We start from the raw sequence: 22604 nt of genomic DNA on the forward strand, positions 1-22604 counted from the left end.
CGGCGCCGGCCGGTTGCGGGCGTCAGCGTCGACGCACGCAACCCTGGTCGTCGAAGGTCACCAGGCGCGAGCGTTCCTTGCGCTGGCGCGCCTCGTAGTGATAGCGAGTCAGGGCGTCCAGCTGGGAGATCCGCTGCGGTGGTCCCAGGGCGTTCTCCACGTCCGCCCGGCTCATGCCGACCCTGACCTGTCCCCGGATGATCGCCTGCCGCCTTTCGCTGGGGCTGAGCAGATCACCGCACCCATCCGTTCTGGCTGCCACCACTGTTGGTGGGCGTTGCGCCTCCTTGCGCGGAGGGGCCTTGGGTTTCGCCATCAGCGTGGGCCTGGCGCCGCCCGGGCGGGGATTGTCCGCGCGTTGCAGGCGGCTGTCGCTGTCCGAAGCACAGCCGCTGGTGGAAAAGGTGAGGTGGCCGGCGGCATCTTCGCAACGATAGACCGTGGCCGCCTGGGCAGAGGCGCAGCCCAGCAACAGGCCGAGCACGACGAGCTTCTTCATGGGACGTCCTCCTTGACGTAGCGCTCAAGCTTAGCGGGTTAACGACCGCGGGACGAGCGTTGCAAGCGCGGCTTCGATACCGGCCCAGAGCCCTTGCAAATAGCTGTTTTGAAAACCTTTTGCGTTCGCACCCGTAACCGGTCCGGTGTATCATCCCCGCCGTCAGCCCCGCCGGGGCAGTGGTCATCCCCCCTTATGGACTTACCCAGTCAACACTCAATCGCCTTTTTCGTCCCGTTGTTGAGATAGGGTTCGTCGGTGCGCTCCGCCGGCGGGCCGGAGTGCGCTATGACCGTAGTGAACGAAGCAGAAATCAGAAAGCCCCACGAGACGCTGCAGGAGCGTCTCGCCCAGGTCGTCGAGTTGCTGGAGCGCTACGACCTCGCCGTCGAGGCGCGTGAAGACCACGATCGCGCCCCCGTATCCCCCGCCGATATCCCCGAAGAGGGCCTCGAAGAGCTGCGTGCCCGGCTGGACGAGCTGCACCCGGCCGACGTCGCCTTCATCCTCGAAGCCCTGCCGCAGGAAGACCGCCTGACCGTCTGGGGGCTGGTCAAGACCGAGCGTGACGGCGAGATCCTGCTGGAGGTCTCGGACGCCGTCCGCGAGACGCTGATCGCCGACATGGACGATCAGGAAATCCTTGCGGTGGCCGGTCAGCTCGACGCCGACGAACTCGCCGACCTGGCGCCGGACCTGCCGCGCGACGTCGTCCATGAACTGATGGAGGCCCTCGACGCCCAGCAGCGCGAGCGGGTGCGCTCCGCCCTGTCCTACGAAGAGGACCAGGTGGGCGCGCTGATGGACTTCGAGATGGTGACCATCCGCGATGACGTCGCCCTGGAAGTGGTGCTGCGTTATCTTCGCCGGCTGAAAGAGCTGCCCGACCACACCGACAAGCTGTTCGTGGTCGACAACGACAGCATCCTCAAGGGGGTGCTGCCGATCAAGCGACTGCTGGTCAACGATCCGGAAAAGCTGGTGGTCGAAGTCATGGCGAAGGAGGCGGTGGCCTTCCATCCGGACGGCGACGCCTATGACGCGGCCCAGGCGTTCGAACGCTACGACCTGGTTTCGGCGCCGGTGGTGGACAAGAACGGCAAGCTGATCGGCCGTCTCACCATCGACGAGATGGTCGACCTGATCCGCGAGGAAAGCGAAAGCGAAGTCCTCAACATGGCCGGTCTGCGCGAAGACGAAGACGTCTTCGCCTCGGTGTGGAAATCGGTGGGCAACCGCTGGACCTGGCTGGCCACCAACCTCATCACGGCTTTTATCGCCTCGCGGGTCATCGGCCTGTTCGAGGGCTCGATCGAGAAACTGGTGGCCCTGGCCGCGCTCATGCCCATCGTCGCCGGCATTGGCGGCAACTCGGGCAACCAGGCCATCACCATGATCGTGCGCGCCATGGCGCTGGGGCAGATCAGTGTGACCAGCACCGCGCGCCTGCTGCGCAAGGAGATGGGCGTCGCCCTGTGCAATGGCGTCATCTGGGGTGGGGTGATCGGGCTGGTGGCCTTCTATCTCTACAGCAGCTGGTCCCTGGGCCTGGTGATGATGGGGGCCATGACCCTAAATCTGCTGCTGGCGGCGTTCATGGGCGTGCTGATTCCCATGACCCTGCAGCGCTTCGGTCGCGACCCGGCCATGGGGTCGAGCGTCCTGATCACCGCGGTAACCGACAGCGGCGGCTTCTTCATCTTCTTGGGACTCGCCACCCTGTTCCTGATGTAGGGCAGGGCAGGGTGCAACGGGCTGCCCAGGCGCCGGGCAGCCCTGGCGCCGTCAGGATGCGGCGTCGATGTCGTGGGCGATCAGCGAGATCAGGGCGTTCTGCTGGCGACCCGACAGTTGCCGAAAGCGCTGCAGCAACTCCCGCTCGCTGGCGGTGATCTCCGGACTGTCCAGGCGAAGCCCGGGTTCGTCCCCAAGGGCGCCCTCTTGCTGCAAGCTCTGCTCGAGACGCGCGATGATTTCGGAGTTCATGCTGCGATGATGGTTGCGGGCCACATCCGCGATGCGCTCTCGCATGCCCTCGGGCAGACGCACGACGAATTTGTCAGCGGTACGGCTTGAGTAGGATCTAATGGCCTGGGTCATTGAGGTACTTCATCTGGAGTCAAAAATCAGTGAAGGCATAAGCCCTCGTCTCGTTCCGCTAGCACTCACGGCACCTTGGACTCTGTAACCACCTGTCCCTAGGTATCTGTTTTTATTGACGTCAATTTACCGACGTACAGAACAAATTGCAAAGCTGCCGAAGAACTTCCTGCCTGTGCCGCCCCGCGCGCAGTGTCGCGCTGCCTGAACCGGAACATGACAAACCTTCCGCTGCTCGTTACCATGAGCGCCCTTTCCTGTCCCAGTAGCTCAATTGGATAGAGCATCCCCCTCCTAAGGGGAAGGTTGGTGGTTCGACCCCACTCTGGGACACCAGATTCCTTTCCAGAACCTCTCCTCGCGATCCGACGCCTTCAACTGCCCTTGCCGAACCGTTACAGCAGTTTGGAGGATAGGGCAAAAACGGCGACCTTGTCCGACTTCCAAGCTCTTCCAGTGGCGATTTGTGGCTGTGATCACAGCATAGAGCAGCAGACAAAAACCTGCCGAATTTATCTGTACTCTCCGTTGGCTAACCGTCTGCATTGCTTGTATCTGGAGCGCCTCTGGAGGTTCGCGTCATGGCCTTTTATCCCGTCCTACTTTCAGTCGTGTTCGTTGTGCGTAATCAGGCTACCGAGTTGCAGAGCGTCCTGGAGCGCGCGGCAACTGTTATCGGTCCCTTGGTAAGTGACTACGAACTTATCATTGTCGACAACGCCTCTTCTGATGACAGCGTAGCTCGATTGAAGCAACTCACCAGCATCAATGGCCTGCCCAATCTGCAGGTATATGCCCTGACCAAGGAAGTGGACTCCGATACCGCCGCCTGGGTGGGACTGGAGAATGCGCTGGGAGACTTCGCGGTCGTCATAGATCCGGAAACCGATGACATCGCCTTCTTGCCCGACATGTTGCAACAGGCTGCCGGTGGCATCGACGTGGTGTTCGCCAACAATCAGCAGAAAGTTCGGCAGACCCTGTCCTACAGTCTTTGCTCCAAGGGCTTCAACAGTCTCTACAAGCAGTTCAACGGCGTCGATCTGGCCAAGGATGCGCCTCAGTACCGGATGCTCAGCAAGAAGGTCATCAATTACATCCTGCGCCACCCCGCGCCGGCGCTGACCTATCGCCATCTGCCGGCGACGGCGGGCTTCTCGCGGATCAATCTCGAATACAGCATGCCGCCGCGCAGCACCAAGCCCAAGCGGTTGTCAGGCAGCTTCGATCGCGGTGCCCGGCTGCTGGTGTCCTCCACCCGCAAGCCCATGCGCATGGTCAGTTTCCTGTCCATCGTCGGGGCCCTGTCCAATCTGCTCTATTCGATCTACGTCATCGCCATCGGCCTGTTCAAGGATGACGTCGCGCCAGGTTGGGTGACGATTTCATTACAGCAGTCCGGCATGTTCTTTCTCATTTCGCTGGTCCTGCTGGTGCTCGGCGAATATGTCCTGCAGTTGACCCACAGAGTCAACGAAGGGCCGCTCTATCATGTCGCCCAGGAGTTCACGAGTGCGGTCATGACGCGCCGTGACAAGCTCAATGTCGAAGTAGTGCAGGGCGGCAATGCCGCAAGGCCGGCCACTCAATCCGGCATGGCCTGACGATCATGAGAGATGCGATCGTCATAGGTGGCGGATTTTACGGGGCCATGACGGCCCTGTATCTCATGCGCGTGAGAGGCTTTGCGAAAGTCACTCTGGTCGAGCGGGAAGACGGGCTGTTGAAGCGCGCCTCTTATCACAATCAGGCACGCGTCCATAACGGTTATCACTATCCCCGCAGTTTCGTCACGGCCTTTCGCAGTCGAGTCAACTTGCCGCGCTTCTTGCGCGATTATCCGGATGTGGTGGTGCGCGACTTCACCAAGTTGTATGCCATTGCCCGCAATAACTCCAAGGTCACGGCCAAACAGTTCGAACGCTTCTGTCAGGGGATCGAGGCGTCGCTGCAACCGGCGTCCGAGGAATTAAGTCGATTGTTCGACGATCGACTGATCGAGGCGGTTTATCTCACCGAGGAATATGCCTTCAACTCCGCCGTACTCGCCGCTGAAGTGAGTCGCGAACTGGATGCCGTCGGCGTCGAGTTGCGCTTCAAGAGTCGCGTGACGGCGATCCGCGGCGAAAGCGGCGGCCTGGGGGTCGACGTGGTGGACGAAGCCGGCGGCCAGGAGGAGATGCAGTGCCGTTATCTCTTCAACTGCACCTACAGCGGCCTCAACCAGTACGGTGGCGATTTCCCCGGGACCGCCACCCGGCTGCGCCACGAAATCACCGAGATGGCGCTGGTGGAGATGCCTCCGGAACTGCGCAACCTCGGGGTGACGGTCATGGACGGGCCGTTCTTTTCCATGATGCCGTTCCCGGCCCGGGGTCTGCACACCCTGTCCCATGTGCGCTACACCCCGCACCTGAACTGGGAAGACGCCAATGGCACCGATCCCTATGCGCTGCTGGACGGCTATGACCGCGCCTCGCGGGCGGACTGGATGGTGCGCGACGTGGCCCGCTACATGTCGGCAGCGGCGCGGATGGAGTACCGGGATTCGCTGTTCGAAGTGAAGACCATTCTGATGAAGAACGAAGGCGACGACGGCCGTCCCATCCTCTTCGAACAACATCCCCAACTGCCCGGCTGCTATTCGATGCTGGGTGGCAAGATCGACAACATTTTCGATGCCCTGGAGCGCCTCGATGCCGAACCCTTCCACTGAAGCGACACCCAGGGGGGTGTCCGGCGTCGCCGGCTTCATCAGCGTTCTGGTCTTTTCCATCATCAATTTCTTTCTGTTCGGCAAGGGCGTCATCCTCGATCCCTTCCACCAGGGGGAGTATTTCGCCACATTGCCGACGCTGCTGCACAGTCAGCCGGGCGCCCATGCCTTCACCATCCATGGTGGCCTGGATTTCATCCCGGTATGGCTGGCGGAGACCTGGTTCGGCGCCCAGCACACCTTCCTGGTGACCCAGATCCTCTATGGACTGTGCAACACCGGTGCGGCACTGCTGCTCTGGGGAACGGCCGTGTTGCTGTGCCCGGTGCCCAAGGGCCGCGCGCGCCTGATCCTGCTGGTCGCCGTGGGCGCCGTGGCGACCCAGGTGGTGGGCTATCGCGATCTTTTCCTGCTGCTGTCGCTGTTCCTCTTCTGCCTGCATCGCAAGGTGGAGACCACGCCGCGGCGACTGCTGTGCGAGGTGTTGCTGGGCCTGGCGGCCGGCTTCAACCTGTTCTGGTCCTATGACCGCGGCATCGCCGGGGTGCTGGCCATCGGCTCGGCGGTACTGCTCACGCTGCTCCTGCAGCGGCGGCATGTCCTGTCGCTGCTGAGCTTCGTGGCGACCGTCGGCTGGCTTGGCTTTGGTACCGATTTCTTCGCCCTGACCGATTACGTCAAGAACCTGACCTTCCTCCTGGAGACCTCGTCCCAGTGGGGCTACGGCTTGAGTGCCCGGCCGCTGGCGCTGAGCCTGCTGCTGGCGGTGCCCACGGCCCTGGCAGGTTTCGCCCTGATCCGTTGTCTGCCCTGGCCATGGCGCTGGAGCGAGGACCTGCCACTGATCGGTGCCCTGGCCGTGCTGCTCGCGATCTTCTTCAAGATCGGAGTCAATCGCGCGGACTTTCAGCACATCCAGATGGGTTTCTGGGTCCCCCTGCTGAGTCTGCTCTATGCCGCCCGGCGGCAGCGCCTGGCGCGCAACGGCGGCTGGGATATCTCGGCCCACCCGCGCGCGGCCGCCGCGGCCATTGCCGCTGCCGTGCTGCTGGGGCTGGTCGGACTTAATCCTTCGCCGTTCTTCGCGGTGCTGCTGGCGGGAGCACTGCTGGCCTTCAGTCGGCGGCTGCTGGTGCCGGCCCTGGCGGCGCTGCTGGTGCTGCTCGCCGCCTTCAACCTCTACAAGTCGCCGGTGGAGCGGGTGTGGGCCCAGGGACTCGCCTGGGTACCAGAGCTGGCCGCCTTGCCGGATGACGCCGCCCTGGCAACGCCCGGAGTGCAATGGGCCTCGCAGCGCCTGCTGGAGAGCGGCGCCCACTGTGTGTTCGACCTGGCCAACAACGGGGTCATCAACGGGGTGACCGATCTGCCGGCCTGTACCAAGTACATCTATCCGGTCTATGCCACGCCGCCCTATGAGGCCGATCTGCTCAGCGATCTGCAGCATGCCGATCCGCCGGCGGTGGTGTATTCGACGACCTTCTGGTCATTCAACCTGAACAACATTTCCATGCACGACAAGTTTCCACGACTCAAGGCCTACCTGGACGAGCGTTATCCCGTCGAGGAGTGCCAACCGGACTATTGCCTGAGATTCAAGACCAAGGGGTGAGCAACATGAAGACCGACGCATTGATAGGGTACAGCGGCTTCGTGGGGTCGACGCTGCTCAAGCAGAAGGCCTTCGGCGCGCTGTTTCGCTCCACCAATATCGACCAGATCGGCGACCAGCCCTATGGCCAGGTCATCTGCGCCGGCGCCCCCGCCCAGAAGTGGATCGCCAATCGCGATCCCGAGGCCGATCGCCAGAAGATCGATGGCCTGATCGGTCATCTGTCGCGGATCCAGTGCGATTCCTTCGTGCTGATCAGCACCGTGGACGTGTTCAAGCAGCCGCTCGGGGTGGATGAGACCACCGCGGTCGACGAGGAGGGCCTGCATGCGTACGGCGCCAATCGCTATCGACTGGAGCAGTTCGTCCGGGAGCATTTCGCCAATGCCCTGATCGTCCGCCTGCCTGGCCTGGTCGGTCCCGGCCTGCGCAAGAACGTGATCTATGATCTGCTCAACGACAACAACCTGCACGCCGTGGAAAGTCGCGGCGTCTTCCAGTTCTATCCGATGGTCAATCTCGGCTATGACATCCAGACCGCCCAGGCCGCCGGGCTGGACCTGGTGCACCTGACCGCCGAGCCCATCAGCGTGGCGGACATCGCCCGCCAGGGCTTCGGACGCGACTTCGGCAACACCCTGGAGGGTACGCCGGCGCGCTACGATTTTCGCAGCGTGCATGCCGAGGTCTTCGGCGGGCGTGACGGCTACCAGTACAGCGCACGCGATACCCTGCTGGCCGTGCGCGCCTATGCCCAGTCGGAACCTCCGGTCATCAAGGCGGAGGGTCAGTGATGCGCATCGCCATCTCCAATATCGCTTGGGATCCGACCGATGACGCCATGGTCGCCGAGATCCTGCAGCAATACCGGGTCGATGCCATCGACATCGCGCCTGGCAAGTACTTCGCCGATCCCAAGACGGCCACCGCCCAGGACATCCAGGCAGTGCGTCAGCAGTGGCAGGCCCGTGGCATCGAGATCACCGGCATGCAGGCCCTGCTGTTCGGCACCACCGGACTCAATGTCTTTGGCGCCGATGACATCCAGCGTGCGCTGCTGGCGCAGCTGGAGGGCGTCTGCCGGGTCGCCGAGGGACTGGGTGCGACGCGCCTGGTGTTCGGCTCGCCGCGCAATCGCGATCGCTCGGGATTGAGTGACGACCAGGCCCTGGCACAGGCACGGGATTTCTTTCGCCGTCTGGGCGATGTGGCCGCGACCCATGGCGTACAGATCTGTCTGGAGCCGAATCCGCCCCGCTATGGCGCTAACTTCATGATCGACAGCGATTCCACCGCCGCCGTGGTGCGGGCGGTCGAGCATCCGGCGATCCGCATGCAACTCGATACCGGCGCCCTGACCATCAACGAGGAAGATGCCGCTCGCGTGCTCGAAGAGCATGCGGAGCTGATCGGTCACGTCCATGCCAGCGAGCCGGACCTGGTGACCTTGGGGGAGGGCGGTACCAACCACGAGGGCATCGCCTTCGCCCTGACCCGCCGCCTGCCGGAACAGGTCGTCAGCATCGAGATGCTGCCAGCCAAGCAGGGCTCCAACCTGGCCGCGCTGGAGCGTGGCGTCCAGGTCGCGGTCAAGGCCTATCGAGACCTGCCGGAGGCTGCCGCATGAAGTGGCTGATCCTGATCTTGGGCATCGCGTCCAACGCCTCGGCGAGCGTGCTGGTGAAACTGGCCATGCTGCCGCCGCGGCGTTTTCCCAGCCTGAGCGATCCCATGGGCGCCCTGGCCAACTGGCCGTTCTGGCTCGGGCTGTTCATGTATGGCCTGGCCTTTCTGCTGTATGCCGCCGCCCTCGCCAAGCTGCCGCTGAACGTGGCGCATCCGGTGCTGACGGCCGGCGCCATCGCCAGCGTCGCGTTGCTGTCGGTGGTGATCTTTCGCGAAGCCTTTCCCTGGACCACGGCGGCAGGCATCGTCCTGATCATTGCCGGCGTCGCCCTCATCACGGCCCGTGTCGGTTGAACCTGGAGGACCTATGACTACTGCAATTCCCGCCACCGAGCGCGCCCTCTGGCAGGTGCCCAGCTATTCGACGACCTTCTGGAACGGCCGTAGCCGCCCGCACTGCGTGGTGATTCCGGTCATCAACGAAGGCGAGCGCATTCTCAACCTCCTGCGGCGCATGGCGGCGGTCAGGATCGCCGACATCGCCGATGTCATCATCGTCGACGGCGGCAGCACCGATGGCTCGCTGGAGCCGCAACGGCTGCAGGAACTGGGCGTCCGCGGGCTGCTGGTCAAGACCGCGCCGGGCAAGCTGAGCGCCCAGCTGCGCTGCGCCTATGCCTTCGTCCTCGACGAGGGTTACACCGGCATCGTGACCATCGACGGCAACGACAAGGACGATCCGGACGCCATCCCGCGTTTCATCGAAGCCATCGAGCAGGGTTACGATTTTGTCCAGGCCTCGCGCTTTTTGGCCGGCGGCGTAGCGGAGAACACCCCCAAGTCCCGTGACTTCGCCATTCGCTTCATCCATGCCCCCATGCTGAGCCTGGCCTCGGGTTTCCACTGGACCGACACCACCCAGGGTTTCCGCGCCTACAGCCGGGCCATGCTGCTGGATCCGCGCGTGGCACCGTTCCGCGACGAGTTCACCACCTACGAGTTGCTGGCCTATCTGTCCTACCGGGTACCGAAATTGGGCTATCGCTGCGTGGAACTCCCCACCGTGCGGCGCTATCCGAAGGGCGAGGTACCCACCAAGATCAGCAGCGTCAGAGGTAATCTGTCGGTGTTGCAGGTACTGATGAAGGCCTGTGCAGGCCACTACAACCCACGCCTGGGCGAGGATGCCCAGTTGGCAGCGCAACGACGAAGCTGATCCCGTCGCGCTCGCCTGATGCGCAAGAGACGATGGAGTAGGCAATGGTGCGTGTGCTGTCGGCGTTTCGCGGGCTCTATTTCGCGACGCTGTTGATGTTGATCGGGACCGGTCTGCTGAGTACCTATCTAGGCCTGCGACTGGCCGCCGATCAGGTGCAGGGACTCTGGGTCGGCGCTCTGACCGCCGCCTATTACGCAGGACTGGTGATAGGCGGCAAGCTGGGGCATCGGCTGATCGCCAAGGTTGGCCATATCCGCGCCTATGTGACCTGTGCTGGGGTGGTCGGCGCCGCGGTGCTGGGCATCGGCCTGCTGCCCTGGTTGCCGGTGTGGCTGGCGCTCAGGGTACTGATCGGCATGGGCATGATGTGCCAGTACATGGTGCTGGAAAGCTGGCTCAACGAGCAGGCTGGCCCTGGCGAGCGGGGCACGGTCTTTTCCGGCTACATGACCGCCTCCTACCTTGGCCTGGCGCTGGGGCAGGTGGTGCTGGTGCTCTCGCCCGATCTCGGCGTCGACAAGCTGATGCTGGTCGCCATCTGCTATGCCCTGTGTCTGGTGCCAGTAGCGGTCACCGGCAAGATCCACCCGGCGCCGCTCAAGCCGGCGCCGCTGGAGCCCACGTTCTTCATCCAGCGGATTCCGCAGTCGTTGACGACGACCCTGGTCGCCGGACTGGTGATCGGCTCCTTCTATGGCCTGGCGCCGCTCTATGCCAGCGCCCAGGGCCTGCCCACCGAGCGCATCGGCCTGTTCATGGCCTGCTGCATCTTCGCCGGTCTGATCGCCCAGTGGCCGATCGGCTGGCTTTCGGATCGGCACGATCGCAGCTGGCTGATCCGCGTGGTCGCCATCGCCCTGACTCTCGCCGCCCTGCCGTTGGCCGTGCTGCCCCATGTGCCGCCAGTGGTGCTGCTACCCCTCGGTCTCATCGCCAGCCTGCTGCAGTTCGTGCTCTATCCGCTGGCGGTGGCGCTGTCCAATGACCATATCGAAGGGGAGCGCCGGGTCTCCCTGAGTGCCATGCTGCTGGTGACCTTTGGCATCGGTGCCTGTATCGGTCCGCTGGTGGTGGGGGCTCTGATGAATCTGGTCGGACCCAATATGCTCTATGCCTTCGTCGTCCTCTGCGGGGCGATCCTGATCTGGCGCATCCGGCCGGATGCAGTCACAGGCAAGCACTTGGTCGACGAGGCGCCGCTGAGCCATGTGCAGATGCCCGAAGGGTCGACCAGTTCGCCGCTGGCGGCCGCGCTGGATCCACGGGTCGATAGCCAGGTGGTACACGACCAGATGCATACTGATCCGGTCGTGGAGGAGGAACCCGCCGAGGAGGGGGCGCCTCTGCAGGAAGAGATCGAGTTTCCCCGGAATTCGCCTGAATCCAAGGCGACCTGAGAGTTGGAGGAGGGCGCCCAGCAGCCGTGGGCGCCCGATCGGTCACTCGAACCGGCGGTTTTCTCGCTGCAGCTGGTAGATGAAGCGCTCGACCTGGCGCTGGGCTGCGCCACTGAGGTTGTCGAAGCAGACGCCCACATCGCTGTATTCCAGGCGGTCCGGACAGGCGACGTGGCGGATGGTCACAGGCGTGTTGATGGCGCCTATGGGCAACTCGGCGGTAAAGCTCTGGACCCCCTGCCCGGGTTGCAGCAAGTGGGTCACGTTGCCGGGAAAGCGTAGCTTGCAGCCCGTGGCCGACAGGTCGATCAGTTGACCACGCAGCTGGATCTGGCTGTTGCCCTGGCTCAACTCGGCCGTCGCCGGCTGGGTCAGCAGCAGCTTGACCCGATAGGCATTGCGCCGCTGGTGATAGGTGAGCTCAGTGGGCAGGCCGATCCAATAGCAGCGATTGCCGTCCAGTTCGCTGAACTCGACCGGGCGATCGATCTGCCAGGTGACCTTGATGCCTTCGTGGAAGCTGTCCACCCGAAACGCCTGGCCCTGTTCGAGCAGGCGTTCGGCTTCGCGTGGGATGAACTCGTCCAGCGCGATCAGTCCCTTGGCTTCGTCGATTTCGACGACGAAGCTCTGGAATTGCTGCCCCTGACGATTGAAGGTGATCCGCAGCGGAATGTGCTGCTGTTGCGCCGGCCGCAGGCAGGCCAGGATCTCGCCCTTGGAGCGATAGATCTGGGGTGGCTGAGCGGCGTTGTCGCTAGCGGAAGAACCTTGCACCTGGAAACTCCTGTAAACAGCGGTCAGCAAGAATACTGGCTAGCTGCCATCTGTACAGCAAAAACGCGTTGGGGGAAAAGCTTCGAGCTCAAGCCGAACTCAGCGGACGCTGATAACCGCCACCGGTCTGGCTGCCGCGGCGGTTGTACAGCGTGGGTGCCGAGGTGCCCTGCAGCACGTTCAGCAGCTTGCCGACCACGAAGCGGTTGGCCTGGATGATGTGGCCATTGCGGACGTTGTGCGCCTTGCACTGCTCCATGAGCTGCGCGAGCCGACTGGAAAGCGCCAGCAGTTCTTCCCCATCGGGTAGCCGCGCAGCCAGGGCTTGCAAGCCCTGCAGATCCGCGCGCAGACCGTGGGCCTGGAGCAGGGCAGTGCGCTGCTGGGCATGCTGGTCGAGCTGCTTGAGCAGGATCTGCTTGGTGCCCAGCAGGGCTTCCAGCCGATCGAGCTGACGCTCGCTCAAGGCCTGGAATTCCTGCTCGATCAGGGCCAGCAGTTGCTCGCTCAGGTCGATGTCGTGGCGGGTGATTTCGAGCAAGGTGGCATTGGGCATGGCACGGTTTCCCTTCGAACGTTAGTGACGATCGTCAGAAAGGCCGTGCCGAACCGGGCGTCAGGACTCGAACGCCATCAGTTTGTCGGCCACTTTCTGGCTGTCGACCTTGTAGGAGCCATCGGCGATGGCCTGTTTCAGGCGGCTGACCTTGTCGCTGTCGACCACCGGCAGATCCTTGAGCCCTGCCGTCAGGGAGCTCAGTTGCTTGGCTTCAGCGCTCAAGCTGACCGACTCGCCGGAGGCGGTGCTCTGGGTAGCCTTGACGTCGCTGGTCTGAGCCGCGGACACGTCCTTGGTGGACGCCGCCTTGGTATTGCCTATGCCCGCAGTAGAGGACGAATTCAGGCGATTGATATCTAGAGCCATGAGTGGAGATCCTCGTGTCGTCTCGTTCGCATGTCCGGCTTATCGGCGAGCAATGCCGAAACTTTAGCCGTAGACCTGTGCGCCCCGTCACATCCTTCGACAGGATGACGCGCAGAGGTTCAGGAAGCGGACGTTCAAGGTACCTCTTTTGGCTCCTGCGCTAAAGGGCTACCTCCACCTGGCCCTGATCGACGACCCGACCGTGGATTACCCGGTTGGAGCTGAGGTTGCGTACGCGGATCTCCTCGTCCTTGGCGCCGGCGCTGAGGGCCTCGCCCTGCATGCGGATGCTGAAGGAGGCGCTGCGGGCATTGATGACCACCTGCTCGCCCTTACGAATGAGTTCGGCCTGCTCGATAAAGGACGGCGCCAGGACCTGCTCGCTGACCACCTGACGCTTCAGCTGGGTGCCTATCACCTGCTCCAGGCTGGTCAGGTAGCCCTGGGTCAGGGTGCCGACATCACGCTCCACCAGCGCCACGTTCTGGCTGTCCAGCACCGCGCCACGCAACAGGGGCTGCAGCGTGACCACCACCGGGCGATACAGCTTGACCTGCGCGGGCACGAATACCGTCCAGGGACTAGCGCCCTCGCAGCGTACCTTGACGTTGATCCGACCCACCGGCATTGGATTGCCCTGTTGCGACAGCGTCAGGGGTTTGTCGCAGGCGGCCAGGCGCAGGCGGGAATCCAGCGAGTTGATCTGGGTTTCATGGCGCGCGTTGGAATGGGTCTCCAGCAAATATTCCTGCACGCGCTCCTCAAGAAAACTTTCGACGGCGCCGATAAGTTCGTCAGATGAGGTGTAGTCGCCTTCTGCATAGGCCTTTCCGCCCAGGCATGTCAGGATCAGCACAAGATTCGCAGCCCAGCGGCAAGAAGTCTTCATAGGTCGGAAACACGTCGCTTCGATCTTCATGAGTCACATCTAAGCAAGCCCTGTGCCGAGTTTTCCAACCGGTCCGTGGCAACGAGAGGAGTCGCCAAATGGCTGGTGTATTGGACGCAGTCAACCAACGTACCCAACTGGTGGGCCAGAACCGTCTGGAACTGCTGCTGTTCCGCCTGGACGGCTCGCAGCTCTATGGCATCAACGTCTTCAAGGTGAAGGAGGTGCTGCAGTGCCCCAAACTCACCGTGATGCCGAAATCGAGTCCGGTGGTACGGGGCGTGGCCAGCATTCGCGGCGGCACCTTTCCCATCATCGACCTGGCCATGGCCACCGGTCGTCGTGGGCTGGAAGACATCAACAACTGCTTCGTGATCATCACCGAGTACAACACCAAGGTGCAGGGCTTCCTGGTGCGCTCGGTGGAGCGGATCGTCAACATGAACTGGGAAGGCATCAACCCGCCGCCCAAGGGCACCGGTCGTGATCACTACCTGACCGCCGTCACCCGGGTCGACAACCAGCTCGTCGAGATCATCGACGTGGAAAAGATCCTGTCCGAAGTCGCACCGTCCGTCGAAACCGTGTCGGCCGGCGTCATTAGCGAAGTGGTACAGGCCAAGGCCGTCACCAAGCGCGTCCTGATCGTCGACGACTCCTCGGTGGCCCGCAAGCAGGTGAGTCGCTGCCTGGAAACCGTCGGGGTAGAGGTCATCTCCCTCAACGACGGCCGCCAGGCCCTGAATTACCTCCAGGCCATGGTGGCCGAAGGCAAGCGCCCGGAAGAGGAATTGCTGATGATTATTTCCGACATCGAGATGCCGGAAATGGATGGCTACACCCTGACGGCGGAAATCCGTCATGATTCGCGGATGCAGAAAGTGCATATACTGCTGCATACCTCCTTGTCCGGCGTCTTCAACCAGGCGATGGTCAAGAAGGTCGGTGCGGACGACTTCCTGGCCAAGTTCCGCCCCGATGATCTTGCCTCCCGGGTAGCCGAGCGCATCAATGCGGTCGACAGTCACTAGGTGAAGGCGTCTCTATCCCGGTATCCAGAAGGCGGAGCGGCAGTGTCAGCAGTCAACGCGGATTTTGTGCTTTTTCGTGATTTCCTCGAGAAATCCAGCGGGATCCTGCTCGGTGACAACAAGCAGTACCTCGTCTCCAGTCGGCTTAACAAGCTGATGGAGACCGAAGGGATCAAGACGTTGTCGGAGTTAGTGCAGCGCATCCAGATGCAGCCCCGTGGCGGGTTGCGGGAAAAGGTCATCGATGCGATGACGACCAACGAAACCCTGTGGTTTCGCGACACCTATCCCTTCGAGGTGCTTAAGAACCGCCTCTTGCCGGAGTTGACCAAGAACACCTTCGGCCAGCGCCTGCGGGTCTGGTCGGCGGCCTGCTCCTCGGGTCAGGAACCCTATTCGCTGTCCATGACCATGGACGAATTCGAGCGCAGTGCGGCAGGGCAGGGGCGTGGCGGCATGCAGATCGTGGCGACCGACCTGTCCGGCGCCATTCTCACCGCGGCCAAGTCCGGCGAATACGATTCGCTGGCGATCGGTCGGGGGCTGTCCCCGGAGCGCCTGCAGCGCTACTTCGACGTGCAGCAGCCGGGGCGCTGGGCGGTCAAGCCGGCGATTCGCAGCCGCATCGAGTTCCGTGCGCTGAATCTGCTGGACAGCTATGCCAGCCTCGGCAAGTTCGACATGGTGTTCTGCCGCAACGTGCTGATCTACTTCTCCGCCGAGGTGAAGAAGGACATCCTCACGCGCATCCACGGCACCCTCAAGCCGGGCGGCTATCTGTTCCTGGGCGCCTCCGAGGCCCTCAATGGCCTGCCGGATCTCTATCAGATGGTGCAGTGCAATCCGGGCATCATCTACAAGGCCAAATAGGCCGGTCGATGGACACCCCAAGGGCAGACCCAGGTCTGCCCTTTCTTTTGCGCCAAAGTTTTGCCGCCCCGGCCTCGGGGCCCGGCAAGGACGGCGGAAAAACCTTGCCGCTTGCCGTCGTTCTGACTGCCACCTTGCGCTAAGCCCTTGATTTAGATGAATGCTGGAGACTGGCACGGGCCTTGCTAAATCGCTTGCAAGCCACGTCAAAGGTCTCTCGACATGAGCATCAGTTTCGACAAAGCACTCGGGTTGCACGAGCAGGCGCTGAACTTCCGTTCGCAGCGTGCCGAGGTGTTGGGCAACAACATCGCCAATGCCGACACCCCGGGCTACAAGGCAAAGGATCTGGATTTCAGCGCCGTGATGGCGGAGCAGGCGGCCAAGAGCGCACCAGGGGCCTCCGGCCACTATCAGCTGGAAACCACCAACAGCCGCCATATCGCTGCCGAAGGCTTCGACATGAGCATGGGCGACTCGGCGTTGAAATATCGCATCCCCACTCAGCCCTCGGTGGACCAGAACACCGTGGATGCGCAGGTCGAGCAGGCCAACTACGCGGAGAACGCGATGAATTTCCAGGCCAGTTTCACCCTGCTCAATAGCAAGTTCAAGGGGCTGATGTCGGCCCTGCGCGGAGAATAGCCATGTCCCTGAGTTCGCTGTTCAACATCGCCGGCAGCGGGATGAGCGCCCAGAACGTTCGCCTCAATACCGTGGCCAGCAACATGGCCAACGCCGATTCCGTGTCTTCCAGCGTCGACCAGACCTACAAGGCGCGGCACCCGGTGTTCGCCGCCCAGCTCAACGAGGCCCAGGGCGGCGCGTCGCTGTTCGACGACCGGGGCCAGGCCGGGGTTGGGGTGGAGGTCAAGGGCATCGTCGAGGACCAGAGCGAGGTACAGAAGCGCTATGAGCCCAACCACCCGATGGCGGACAAGGACGGCTATGTCTACTACCCCAACGTGAACGTGGTGGAGGAGATGGCCGACATGATTTCGGCCAGTCGCGCCTTCCAGACCAATGCGGAAATGATGAATACCGCCAAACAGATGATGCAGAAGGTACTGACCCTCGGTCAGTAAGGAACCGGCACCATGGCCATAAGCACGACCAATTCCACCGCTCAGTCGGTGCTCGACAAGTACTCGCTCAACAAGACGAGTGCCACGGGTGACAGCAGCGGCAGCGAGACCAAGAAGACCAGCCAGCTCGGCAAGGACGAGTTCCTCAAGCTGATGGTCGCCCAGATGAACAACCAGAATCCGCTGGAGCCCCAGGGCAATGGCGAATTCATCGCGCAGCTGGCGCAATTCAGTACCGTCGAAGGCATCACCAACCTCAACACCAGCGTCAGCTCGATCCTCTCCGGCAGCCAGTCTTCCCAGGCGTTGCAGGCGTCCACCCTGGTGGGACGCAAGGTGATCGTCGACAGCGACCAGGTCAAGGTGGATACCAGCGCGGACTTCAAGGGGGCGCTCAACCTGACCGCTTCCAGCTCCAATGTCTGGGTCAACGTCTATGACACCAGCGGCAGTCAGGTGAACCGCCTGAACCTGGGACAGCAATCCAGCGGTCTGGTGAACTTTACCTGGGATGGCACCGATGCTAGTGGCAAGAAGCTGGACGCAGGCACCTATCGCTTCGAGGCCCAGGCCAGCATCGATGGCAAGACCGAAGCCATGAAAACCAGTTTGCCGGCTAACGTCGACAGCGTGACGCTGGGGCAGAACGGCGGCGAAATGACACTCAACCTTGCCGGCGTCGGCAGCATCGGCATCTCCAAAGTCCAGGCGGTCGGCCAGTAAGGCGCGGCACACGAGAGGAATCCAGCATGTCTTTCAATATCGGTTTGAGCGGCATCAAGGCCGCGTCCAGTGACCTCAACATCACCGGCAACAACATCGCCAACGCCAGTACCGTCGGCTTCAAGCAGTCCCGGGCAGAGTTTCAGGATCTCTATGCCGCCTCGGTACTGGGTACTGGCAAGAATGCCCAGGGCAGCGGCGTGCTGCTGGGCAATGTCGGCCAGCTGTTCAACCAGGGCACCATCGATTCCACGCAGAATGCGCTGGACATGGGCATCAACGGCAACGGCTTCTTCATGACCAGCAACAACGGTGCCGTCCAGTACACCCGTGCGGGTTACTTCGGCACCGACAAGCAAGGCTTCATCGTCGACAACAACGGCTACAAGCTGCAGGGCTACACCACCAACGCCCAGGGCCTGCTGCAGCCCGGCGTACGCAGCGACCTGCGCATCGAGACGGCCAGTCAGGCGCCCAAGTCCACCACCCAGATCGCTCAGCAGTTCAACCTGAACTCGACCAGCGCACCGCCGACGCTGACGCCCTTCGATCCCTCGGATCCGAAAACCTACAACTCCTCGACCTCGCTGAACATCTATGACAGCCAGGGTAACTCCCACGTCATGTCGCAGTACTTCGTCAAGGCACCGGCGCCGGCCACCAATCAGTGGTCGATGCAGGTGCTGATCGACGGGCGCAATCCGCTGGATCCGGGTATCGCCACCAAAACGGCCAATACGGCGGCAGGGGTTGCCGGTGCCACGGCGAATGATGTCGCTACGGCTGTCAACAACATGTCCGGGGCCACGCCCCAGGTGAAGACCATCGCCAACAACGCAGCTGCCGCTACCGGTGCGACTGCGGCCTCGGTCGCCGCAGCCGTGGCCGCCTATGGCACCCAGCCGCAGAGCTTTGGCGTGACCTTCGATGCGGCCGGCAAGCTGAGCACCGTGACCTCTTCTTCGTCGGGCGTCAGCATCGATCCCAAGACCAACATCATCACCTTCGCCGCCGACCCCACCGGCTCGAGCGGCAGTGGCTGGATCCCGGCGATATCCGATGGTGGCAACCCGGCGAACTACAGCTGGAACGGCGCGCTGGGCAACACGGGCGGCTTCACCTTCGATCCGCGCGGCTCGACGCAATTCTCTACTGCCTTCGCGGTGAACAGCGTCAACCAGGACGGCTACACCACCGGTCAGCTGTCCGGTCTGGAAATCGACGATACCGGTCAGATATTCGCGCGCTACACCAACGGTCAGTCCAAGGTGCAGGGTCAGGTGATCCTGGCCAACTTCGCCAACGTCCAAGGCCTGACGCCCATGGGCAAGACCTCCTGGACCGAATCCGCCGAGTCCGGCCAGCCGGTGGTGGGCACGCCGCGGGCCGGTACACTGGGGGCCCTGCAATCCGGTGCGTTGGAGGCGTCCAACGTCGACATCTCCACCGAGCTGGTCGACATGATCGTGGCGCAGCGCAACTACCAGGCGAACGCCAAGACCATCGAGACCGAGAACGCCATCACCCAGACCATCATCAACCTGCGTTGATGTCGTTTCTCTGACGGCTTGCCGCTCAGACGTCAGGAAAAGCCTCCTTCGGGAGGCTTTTCTATTTTCAAGCCCTTGATTCAGCAGGTTTTTCGTTTTCTGGAACGGGCCTTGCTAAAGAACCTCCGAACGCAAGCTTGGCGGCAATCGGCCGCCGTCGGAGGATCAGATGGACAAGCTGCTGTACGTCGCCATGACCGGCGCCAGCCAGAACGAGATGGCCCAGCGCGCCCATGCCAACAACCTGGCCAACGTCTCGACCTCGGGATTCCGCAAGGATCTCGAGCAGGCGCGCTCGATGCAGGTGTTCGGCGAGACCATGCCGTCGCGCGTCTATTCCATGAGCGAACGGCCGGCGACGGACTTTACCCCTGGTGCGTTGCAGGAAACCGGGCGTGACCTGGACGTGGCCATCCAGGGCCCCGGCTTCGTCGCGGTCCAGGATCCCTCCGGCAAGGAGGCCTATGTGCGTACCTCCAGTCTGCAGATCGATCCCCTCGGCATGCTGCGGACCGGCAGTGGTATGCCGGTGCTCGGCAATGGCGGACCCATCGCCGTGCCGCCCGCTTCCAAGGTGGAAATCGGTCAGGACGGCAGCATCACCATTCGCGGCTCCGGCCAGGCAGCCAATGCCCTGGCCCAGGTCGATCGCATCAAGCTGGTCAATCCCGACACCAAGCAGATGGAAAAGGGGCTCGACGGCCTGCTGCACATGAAGCAGGGTCAGGCAGCGCCGCCCATGGACGCCAACGTGTCCCTGGTGTCCGGCTTCGTCGAGTCGAGCAACGTCAATGCGGCGGAGGAGATGACCTCGATCCTGTCGCTGTCCCGCCAGTTCGAACTGCAGGTGAAGATGATGCGCAGCGCCGAAGACAACGACGCGGCGCTGGCAAAGGTTTTGCAATTCTCCTGATCAAGGCTAGCGCCGACGTAAAACCGGCACTTCGAGGAATACCATCATGATGTCTTCACTGTGGGTCGCCAAGACCGGTCTGTCCGCCCAGGACATGAACCTCACCACCATCTCCAACAACCTGGCCAACGTGTCCACCACGGGCTTCAAGCGCGACCGCGCCGAATTCCAGGACCTGCTGTACCAGATCCGGCGCCAGCCGGGTGCCCAGTCCACCCAGGACAATCAGCTGCCCTCCGGCCTGCAGCTGGGTACCGGTGTGCGCATCGTCGGCACCCAGAAGAACTTCACCGAGGGTTCGCTGCAGACCACCGACCAGCCGCTGGACATGGCCATCAACGGCGACGGCTTCTTCCAGGTGACCATGCCCGATGGGACCATCAACTACACCCGTGACGGTACCTTCCACCTGAATGCCGATGGCCAGCTCGTGACCGCCAACGGCTTCGCCCTGCAGCCCGCCATCGTGCTGCCCGCCGATACCAAGACCTTTACCGTCGGCGAAGACGGCACTGTGTCGGTCACCACCGCCGGCCAGGCCGCGCCCCAGGTCATCGGCAACCTGCAGATCGCCCAGTTCGTCAACCCGGGCGGTCTCCAGGCCGTGGGCCAGAACCTGTTCAGCGAGACCGCCTCCAGCGGTGCGCCCCAGGTCGGCACCCCGGGCCTCAATGGCCTCGGCACCGTGCTGCAGAGCACCCTGGAAAATTCCAACGTGAGCACGGTGGAGGAGCTGGTGAACATGATCACCACCCAGCGCGCCTACGAGATGAATTCCAAGGTCATCAAAGCGGCCGACGACATGCTCGGCTTCGTCAGTCAACAGCTCTAATCCCTGTGAGGAAGCGCTCCATGAAACCTCTGTTCGCCGTCGCCCCGCTCCTGGGAGCGCTCGTACTCGCAGGATGCGTAGCCCCGGCCGCCAAGCCGGACGATCCCTATTACGCTCCGGTGTTGCCGCGCACGCCGGTGCCGGCGGCGCAGAACAACGGCGCCATCTTCCAGTCGGGGTTTGAACAGAATCTCTATACCGACCGCAAGGCCTTCCGCGTGGGCGACATCATCACCGTCACCCTGCAGGAGAAGACCCAGGCCAGCAAGAACGCCAGTTCCGACGTCGCCAAGAACAGCAAGGCGACCCTCGGGCTGACTTCGCTGTTCGGGGCCAAGCCGAAGATCCCCAATCCCCTGGCCGACGGCGATCTGAGCCTGGATGCCGGCTTCTCCGGCAATCGCTCCAACACCGGCAAGTCCACCGCGGCCCAGGGCAACAGCCTGTCCGGTTCGCTGACCGTGACCATCGCCGAGGTGCTGCCCAATGGCATCCTGGTGGTCCGCGGCGAGAAGTGGCTGACGCTCAACACCGGCAACGAACTCATGCGCATCCAGGGCATGGTCCGCGCCGATGACATCGCCACCGACAACACCGTGTCGTCCACCCGCGTGGCCGATGCGCGGATCACCTATTCGGGCACCGGCGCCTTCGCCGATGCCAGTCAGCCGGGCTGGCTGAGCCAGTTCTTCGGCAGCCCGCTGATGCCCTTCTGAGGATGAGCGCCATGTTCAAGACCCTCATCGCCGCTGCCGCCCTGGCCCTGGTCATGCCCCTGGCCCAGGCGGATCGGCTGAAGGACATCGCCAGCATCCAGGGCGTGCGGACCAACCAGCTGATCGGCTACGGCCTGGTGGTGGGTCTGCCCGGGACCGGCGACCAGACCACCCAGACGCCCTTCACCGTGCAGACCTTCAACAACATGCTGGCCCAGTTCGGCATCAAGGTACCGCCGGGTACCACCGCGCAGCTGAAGAACGTCGCCGCGGTGTCCATCCATGCCGATCTGCCGGCCTTCGCCAAGCCCGGCCAGACCATCGACATCACCGTGTCCTCCATAGGCAACTCCAAGAGCCTGAGAGGCGGCAGCCTGCTGCTCTCGCCGCTCAAGGGGATCGATGGCCAGATCTACGCCATTGCCCAAGGCAATCTGGTGGTGGGTGGTTTTGACGCCGAAGGTCGCGACGGCTCGAAGATCACCGTCAACGTTCCGTCGTCCGGGCGCATTCCCAATGGCGCCACCGTCGAGCGGCCGGTGCCGAGCGGCTTCGACCAAGGCAACAGCATCACGCTGGACCTCAATCGCAGCGACTTCACCACCGCCAAACGCATCGTCGACAAGATCAACGAAACACTTGGCGCGGGTGTTGCATCAGCCGTTGATGCCGGGTCGATTCGTGTCACAGCGCCGGTGGATCCCAGCCAGCGCGTCGACTACATCTCGATCCTGGAGAACATGGAAGTGGATCCGGGGCAGGCGGTGGCCAAGGTCATCGTCAACTCCCGTACCGGGACCATCGTCATCGGCCAGAACGTCAAGGTCTCGCCGGCGGCGGTGACCCAGGGCAGCCTGACCGTGACCATCAGCGAGGACCCCCAGGTGAGCCAGCCCAATCCCTTGTCGGGTGGGCAGACGGTGGTGACCCCCCAGTCGACCGTCAAGGCCAAGCAGGAGGCCAAGCCGATGTTCAAGTTCGGTCCGGGTACCACGCTGGACGAGATCGTGAGAGCGGTGAATCAGGTGGGCGCTGCGCCCAGCGACCTGGTCGCCATTCTCGAAGCGTTGAAACAGGCCGGCGCCTTGCAGGCCGATCTGATCGTTATCTAAGGAGAACGGGCG

General features: G+C 62.9%; 25 protein-coding genes and 1 tRNA gene. 20 read left to right on the top strand and 6 right to left on the bottom strand.

Annotation, left to right across the window (positions count from 1 at the left end):
* Positions 1 to 22: 22 nt before the first annotated feature.
* Entirely contained in the window at positions 23 to 499 is a 477-nt protein-coding gene (locus tag QKY98_RS17055) for a DUF4124 domain-containing protein (protein ID WP_027601632.1), read from the bottom strand.
* Positions 500 to 787: 288 nt separating this feature from the next.
* Between QKY98_RS17055 and mgtE the strand changes: the two genes are divergently transcribed.
* Positions 788 to 2233 carry a magnesium transporter gene (mgtE, locus tag QKY98_RS17060; RefSeq protein WP_186354089.1) on the top strand — a complete coding sequence of 482 codons (1446 nt, stop codon included), beginning with the start codon at positions 788 to 790 and terminating at the stop codon, positions 2231 to 2233.
* 51 nt (positions 2234 to 2284) lie between these two features.
* Here the strand turns inward: mgtE and QKY98_RS17065 are convergent, their stop codons facing one another.
* On the bottom strand, positions 2285 to 2599 hold the full coding sequence (locus tag QKY98_RS17065) for an Arc family DNA-binding protein (protein WP_007160462.1): 315 nt from the start codon (positions 2597 to 2599) through the stop codon (positions 2285 to 2287).
* Between the two features lie 259 nt (positions 2600 to 2858).
* On the opposite strand from QKY98_RS17065, the gene QKY98_RS17070 reads away from it, so the two are divergent.
* The 9 genes from QKY98_RS17070 (at position 2859) to QKY98_RS17110 (ending at position 11169) form a co-directional block, all read left to right on the top strand.
* A tRNA-Arg gene (locus QKY98_RS17070) sits at positions 2859 to 2935 on the top strand.
* A gap of 245 nt (positions 2936 to 3180) precedes the next feature.
* Entirely contained in the window at positions 3181 to 4203 is a 1023-nt protein-coding gene (locus QKY98_RS17075; protein ID WP_027598048.1) for a glycosyltransferase, read from the top strand.
* 47 nt (positions 4204 to 4250) lie between these two features.
* Positions 4251 to 5315 carry an FAD-dependent oxidoreductase gene (locus QKY98_RS17080; protein ID WP_502945089.1) on the top strand — a complete coding sequence of 355 codons (1065 nt, stop codon included), beginning with the start codon at positions 4251 to 4253 and terminating at the stop codon, positions 5313 to 5315.
* Entirely contained in the window at positions 5296 to 6927 is a 1632-nt protein-coding gene (locus QKY98_RS17085; protein WP_186354088.1) for a hypothetical protein, read from the top strand. Before QKY98_RS17080 ends, QKY98_RS17085 begins: the two co-directional genes overlap by 20 nt.
* Before the next feature lie 5 nt (positions 6928 to 6932).
* The gene (locus QKY98_RS17090; RefSeq protein WP_037007070.1) at positions 6933 to 7721 is read left to right on the top strand and encodes an NAD-dependent epimerase/dehydratase family protein; all 789 of its coding nucleotides are present in this window, start codon (positions 6933 to 6935) and stop codon (positions 7719 to 7721) included.
* On the top strand, positions 7721 to 8554 hold the full coding sequence (locus QKY98_RS17095; RefSeq protein ID WP_108581194.1) for a sugar phosphate isomerase/epimerase family protein: 834 nt from the start codon (positions 7721 to 7723) through the stop codon (positions 8552 to 8554). The genes QKY98_RS17090 and QKY98_RS17095 overlap by 1 nt, the downstream gene beginning before the upstream one ends.
* Complete coding sequence (locus tag QKY98_RS17100) at positions 8551 to 8907, top strand: SMR family transporter (protein ID WP_007160456.1); 357 nt, start codon at positions 8551 to 8553, stop codon at positions 8905 to 8907. The genes QKY98_RS17095 and QKY98_RS17100 overlap by 4 nt, the downstream gene beginning before the upstream one ends.
* Positions 8908 to 8920: 13 nt before the next feature.
* A complete protein-coding gene (locus tag QKY98_RS17105; protein ID WP_027598042.1) occupies positions 8921 to 9769 on the top strand; it encodes a glycosyltransferase family 2 protein in 849 nt (282 codons plus the stop codon).
* Positions 9770 to 9813: 44 nt separating this feature from the next.
* Positions 9814 to 11169 (top strand): MFS transporter, encoded by a 1356-nt coding sequence (locus QKY98_RS17110; protein WP_284671306.1) that lies wholly within the window; start codon positions 9814 to 9816, stop codon positions 11167 to 11169.
* A 42-nt stretch (positions 11170 to 11211) separates the two neighbouring features.
* Here the strand turns inward: QKY98_RS17110 and QKY98_RS17115 are convergent, their stop codons facing one another.
* From QKY98_RS17115 to flgA, 4 genes are all read right to left on the bottom strand, one after another.
* Entirely contained in the window at positions 11212 to 11946 is a 735-nt protein-coding gene (locus QKY98_RS17115; protein WP_284671307.1) for a flagellar brake protein, read from the bottom strand.
* 88 nt (positions 11947 to 12034) lie between these two features.
* Positions 12035 to 12502: a flagella synthesis protein FlgN gene (locus QKY98_RS17120; protein WP_284671308.1), complete on the bottom strand. Its 468-nt coding sequence runs from the start codon at positions 12500 to 12502 to the stop codon at positions 12035 to 12037.
* A 60-nt stretch (positions 12503 to 12562) separates the two neighbouring features.
* On the bottom strand, positions 12563 to 12871 hold the full coding sequence (gene flgM / locus QKY98_RS17125; RefSeq protein ID WP_027598038.1) for a flagellar biosynthesis anti-sigma factor FlgM: 309 nt from the start codon (positions 12869 to 12871) through the stop codon (positions 12563 to 12565).
* A 160-nt stretch (positions 12872 to 13031) separates the two neighbouring features.
* Positions 13032 to 13760, bottom strand: coding sequence for a flagellar basal body P-ring formation chaperone FlgA (gene flgA, locus QKY98_RS17130; RefSeq protein ID WP_502945090.1), 729 nt, complete (start codon positions 13758 to 13760; stop codon positions 13032 to 13034).
* 98 nt (positions 13761 to 13858) lie between these two features.
* Between flgA and QKY98_RS17135 the strand changes: the two genes are divergently transcribed.
* From QKY98_RS17135 to QKY98_RS17180, 10 genes are all read left to right on the top strand, one after another.
* Entirely contained in the window at positions 13859 to 14791 is a 933-nt protein-coding gene (locus QKY98_RS17135; protein ID WP_007160449.1) for a chemotaxis protein CheV, read from the top strand.
* 42 nt (positions 14792 to 14833) lie between these two features.
* Positions 14834 to 15661 carry a protein-glutamate O-methyltransferase CheR gene (cheR, locus tag QKY98_RS17140; protein WP_027601640.1) on the top strand — a complete coding sequence of 276 codons (828 nt, stop codon included), beginning with the start codon at positions 14834 to 14836 and terminating at the stop codon, positions 15659 to 15661.
* 222 nt (positions 15662 to 15883) lie between these two features.
* Entirely contained in the window at positions 15884 to 16306 is a 423-nt protein-coding gene (flgB, locus tag QKY98_RS17145) for a flagellar basal body rod protein FlgB (RefSeq protein WP_284671310.1), read from the top strand.
* A gap of 2 nt (positions 16307 to 16308) precedes the next feature.
* Positions 16309 to 16746: a flagellar basal body rod protein FlgC gene (gene flgC, locus QKY98_RS17150; RefSeq protein ID WP_284671311.1), complete on the top strand. Its 438-nt coding sequence runs from the start codon at positions 16309 to 16311 to the stop codon at positions 16744 to 16746.
* 12 nt (positions 16747 to 16758) lie between these two features.
* Entirely contained in the window at positions 16759 to 17469 is a 711-nt protein-coding gene (gene flgD, locus QKY98_RS17155) for a flagellar hook assembly protein FlgD (RefSeq protein ID WP_145248377.1), read from the top strand.
* Positions 17470 to 17495: 26 nt separating this feature from the next.
* A complete protein-coding gene (locus QKY98_RS17160; RefSeq protein WP_181083282.1) occupies positions 17496 to 19019 on the top strand; it encodes a flagellar hook protein FlgE in 1524 nt (507 codons plus the stop codon).
* A 169-nt stretch (positions 19020 to 19188) separates the two neighbouring features.
* A complete protein-coding gene (locus QKY98_RS17165) occupies positions 19189 to 19932 on the top strand; it encodes a flagellar basal body rod protein FlgF (protein ID WP_027598032.1) in 744 nt (247 codons plus the stop codon).
* A 46-nt stretch (positions 19933 to 19978) separates the two neighbouring features.
* Positions 19979 to 20764: a flagellar basal-body rod protein FlgG gene (gene flgG, locus QKY98_RS17170; protein ID WP_027598031.1), complete on the top strand. Its 786-nt coding sequence runs from the start codon at positions 19979 to 19981 to the stop codon at positions 20762 to 20764.
* 20 nt (positions 20765 to 20784) lie between these two features.
* Positions 20785 to 21480, top strand: coding sequence for a flagellar basal body L-ring protein FlgH (gene flgH, locus QKY98_RS17175; protein ID WP_027601645.1), 696 nt, complete (start codon positions 20785 to 20787; stop codon positions 21478 to 21480).
* Positions 21481 to 21491: 11 nt separating this feature from the next.
* Positions 21492 to 22592 (top strand): flagellar basal body P-ring protein FlgI, encoded by a 1101-nt coding sequence (locus QKY98_RS17180; protein WP_007160438.1) that lies wholly within the window; start codon positions 21492 to 21494, stop codon positions 22590 to 22592.
* Positions 22593 to 22604: the final 12 nt, after the last annotated feature.

The sequence above is a fragment of the Pseudomonas sp. HR1 genome (assembly GCF_030175875.1).
GTDB classification, from domain to species: domain Bacteria; phylum Pseudomonadota; class Gammaproteobacteria; order Pseudomonadales; family Pseudomonadaceae; genus Chryseomonas; species Chryseomonas oryzihabitans.

Coding starts and splice junctions, on each gene's coding strand:
- QKY98_RS17055 (WP_027601632.1), bottom strand. CDS start 499: ATGAAGAAGCTCGTCGTGCTCGGCCTGTTGCTGGGCTGCGCCTCTGCC.
- mgtE (WP_186354089.1), top strand. CDS start 788: ATGACCGTAGTGAACGAAGCAGAAATCAGAAAGCCCCACGAGACGCTG.
- QKY98_RS17065 (WP_007160462.1), bottom strand. CDS start 2,599: ATGACCCAGGCCATTAGATCCTACTCAAGCCGTACCGCTGACAAATTC.
- QKY98_RS17075 (WP_027598048.1), top strand. CDS start 3,181: ATGGCCTTTTATCCCGTCCTACTTTCAGTCGTGTTCGTTGTGCGTAAT.
- QKY98_RS17080 (WP_502945089.1), top strand. CDS start 4,251: ATGACGGCCCTGTATCTCATGCGCGTGAGAGGCTTTGCGAAAGTCACT.
- QKY98_RS17085 (WP_186354088.1), top strand. CDS start 5,296: ATGCCGAACCCTTCCACTGAAGCGACACCCAGGGGGGTGTCCGGCGTC.
- QKY98_RS17090 (WP_037007070.1), top strand. CDS start 6,933: ATGAAGACCGACGCATTGATAGGGTACAGCGGCTTCGTGGGGTCGACG.
- QKY98_RS17095 (WP_108581194.1), top strand. CDS start 7,721: ATGCGCATCGCCATCTCCAATATCGCTTGGGATCCGACCGATGACGCC.
- QKY98_RS17100 (WP_007160456.1), top strand. CDS start 8,551: ATGAAGTGGCTGATCCTGATCTTGGGCATCGCGTCCAACGCCTCGGCG.
- QKY98_RS17105 (WP_027598042.1), top strand. CDS start 8,921: ATGACTACTGCAATTCCCGCCACCGAGCGCGCCCTCTGGCAGGTGCCC.
- QKY98_RS17110 (WP_284671306.1), top strand. CDS start 9,814: ATGGTGCGTGTGCTGTCGGCGTTTCGCGGGCTCTATTTCGCGACGCTG.
- QKY98_RS17120 (WP_284671308.1), bottom strand. CDS start 12,502: ATGCCCAATGCCACCTTGCTCGAAATCACCCGCCACGACATCGACCTG.
- flgM (WP_027598038.1), bottom strand. CDS start 12,871: ATGGCTCTAGATATCAATCGCCTGAATTCGTCCTCTACTGCGGGCATA.
- flgA (WP_502945090.1), bottom strand. CDS start 13,760: ATGAAGACTTCTTGCCGCTGGGCTGCGAATCTTGTGCTGATCCTGACA.
- QKY98_RS17135 (WP_007160449.1), top strand. CDS start 13,859: ATGGCTGGTGTATTGGACGCAGTCAACCAACGTACCCAACTGGTGGGC.
- flgB (WP_284671310.1), top strand. CDS start 15,884: ATGAGCATCAGTTTCGACAAAGCACTCGGGTTGCACGAGCAGGCGCTG.
- flgC (WP_284671311.1), top strand. CDS start 16,309: ATGTCCCTGAGTTCGCTGTTCAACATCGCCGGCAGCGGGATGAGCGCC.
- flgD (WP_145248377.1), top strand. CDS start 16,759: ATGGCCATAAGCACGACCAATTCCACCGCTCAGTCGGTGCTCGACAAG.
- QKY98_RS17160 (WP_181083282.1), top strand. CDS start 17,496: ATGTCTTTCAATATCGGTTTGAGCGGCATCAAGGCCGCGTCCAGTGAC.
- QKY98_RS17165 (WP_027598032.1), top strand. CDS start 19,189: ATGGACAAGCTGCTGTACGTCGCCATGACCGGCGCCAGCCAGAACGAG.
- flgG (WP_027598031.1), top strand. CDS start 19,979: ATGATGTCTTCACTGTGGGTCGCCAAGACCGGTCTGTCCGCCCAGGAC.
- flgH (WP_027601645.1), top strand. CDS start 20,785: ATGAAACCTCTGTTCGCCGTCGCCCCGCTCCTGGGAGCGCTCGTACTC.
- QKY98_RS17180 (WP_007160438.1), top strand. CDS start 21,492: ATGTTCAAGACCCTCATCGCCGCTGCCGCCCTGGCCCTGGTCATGCCC.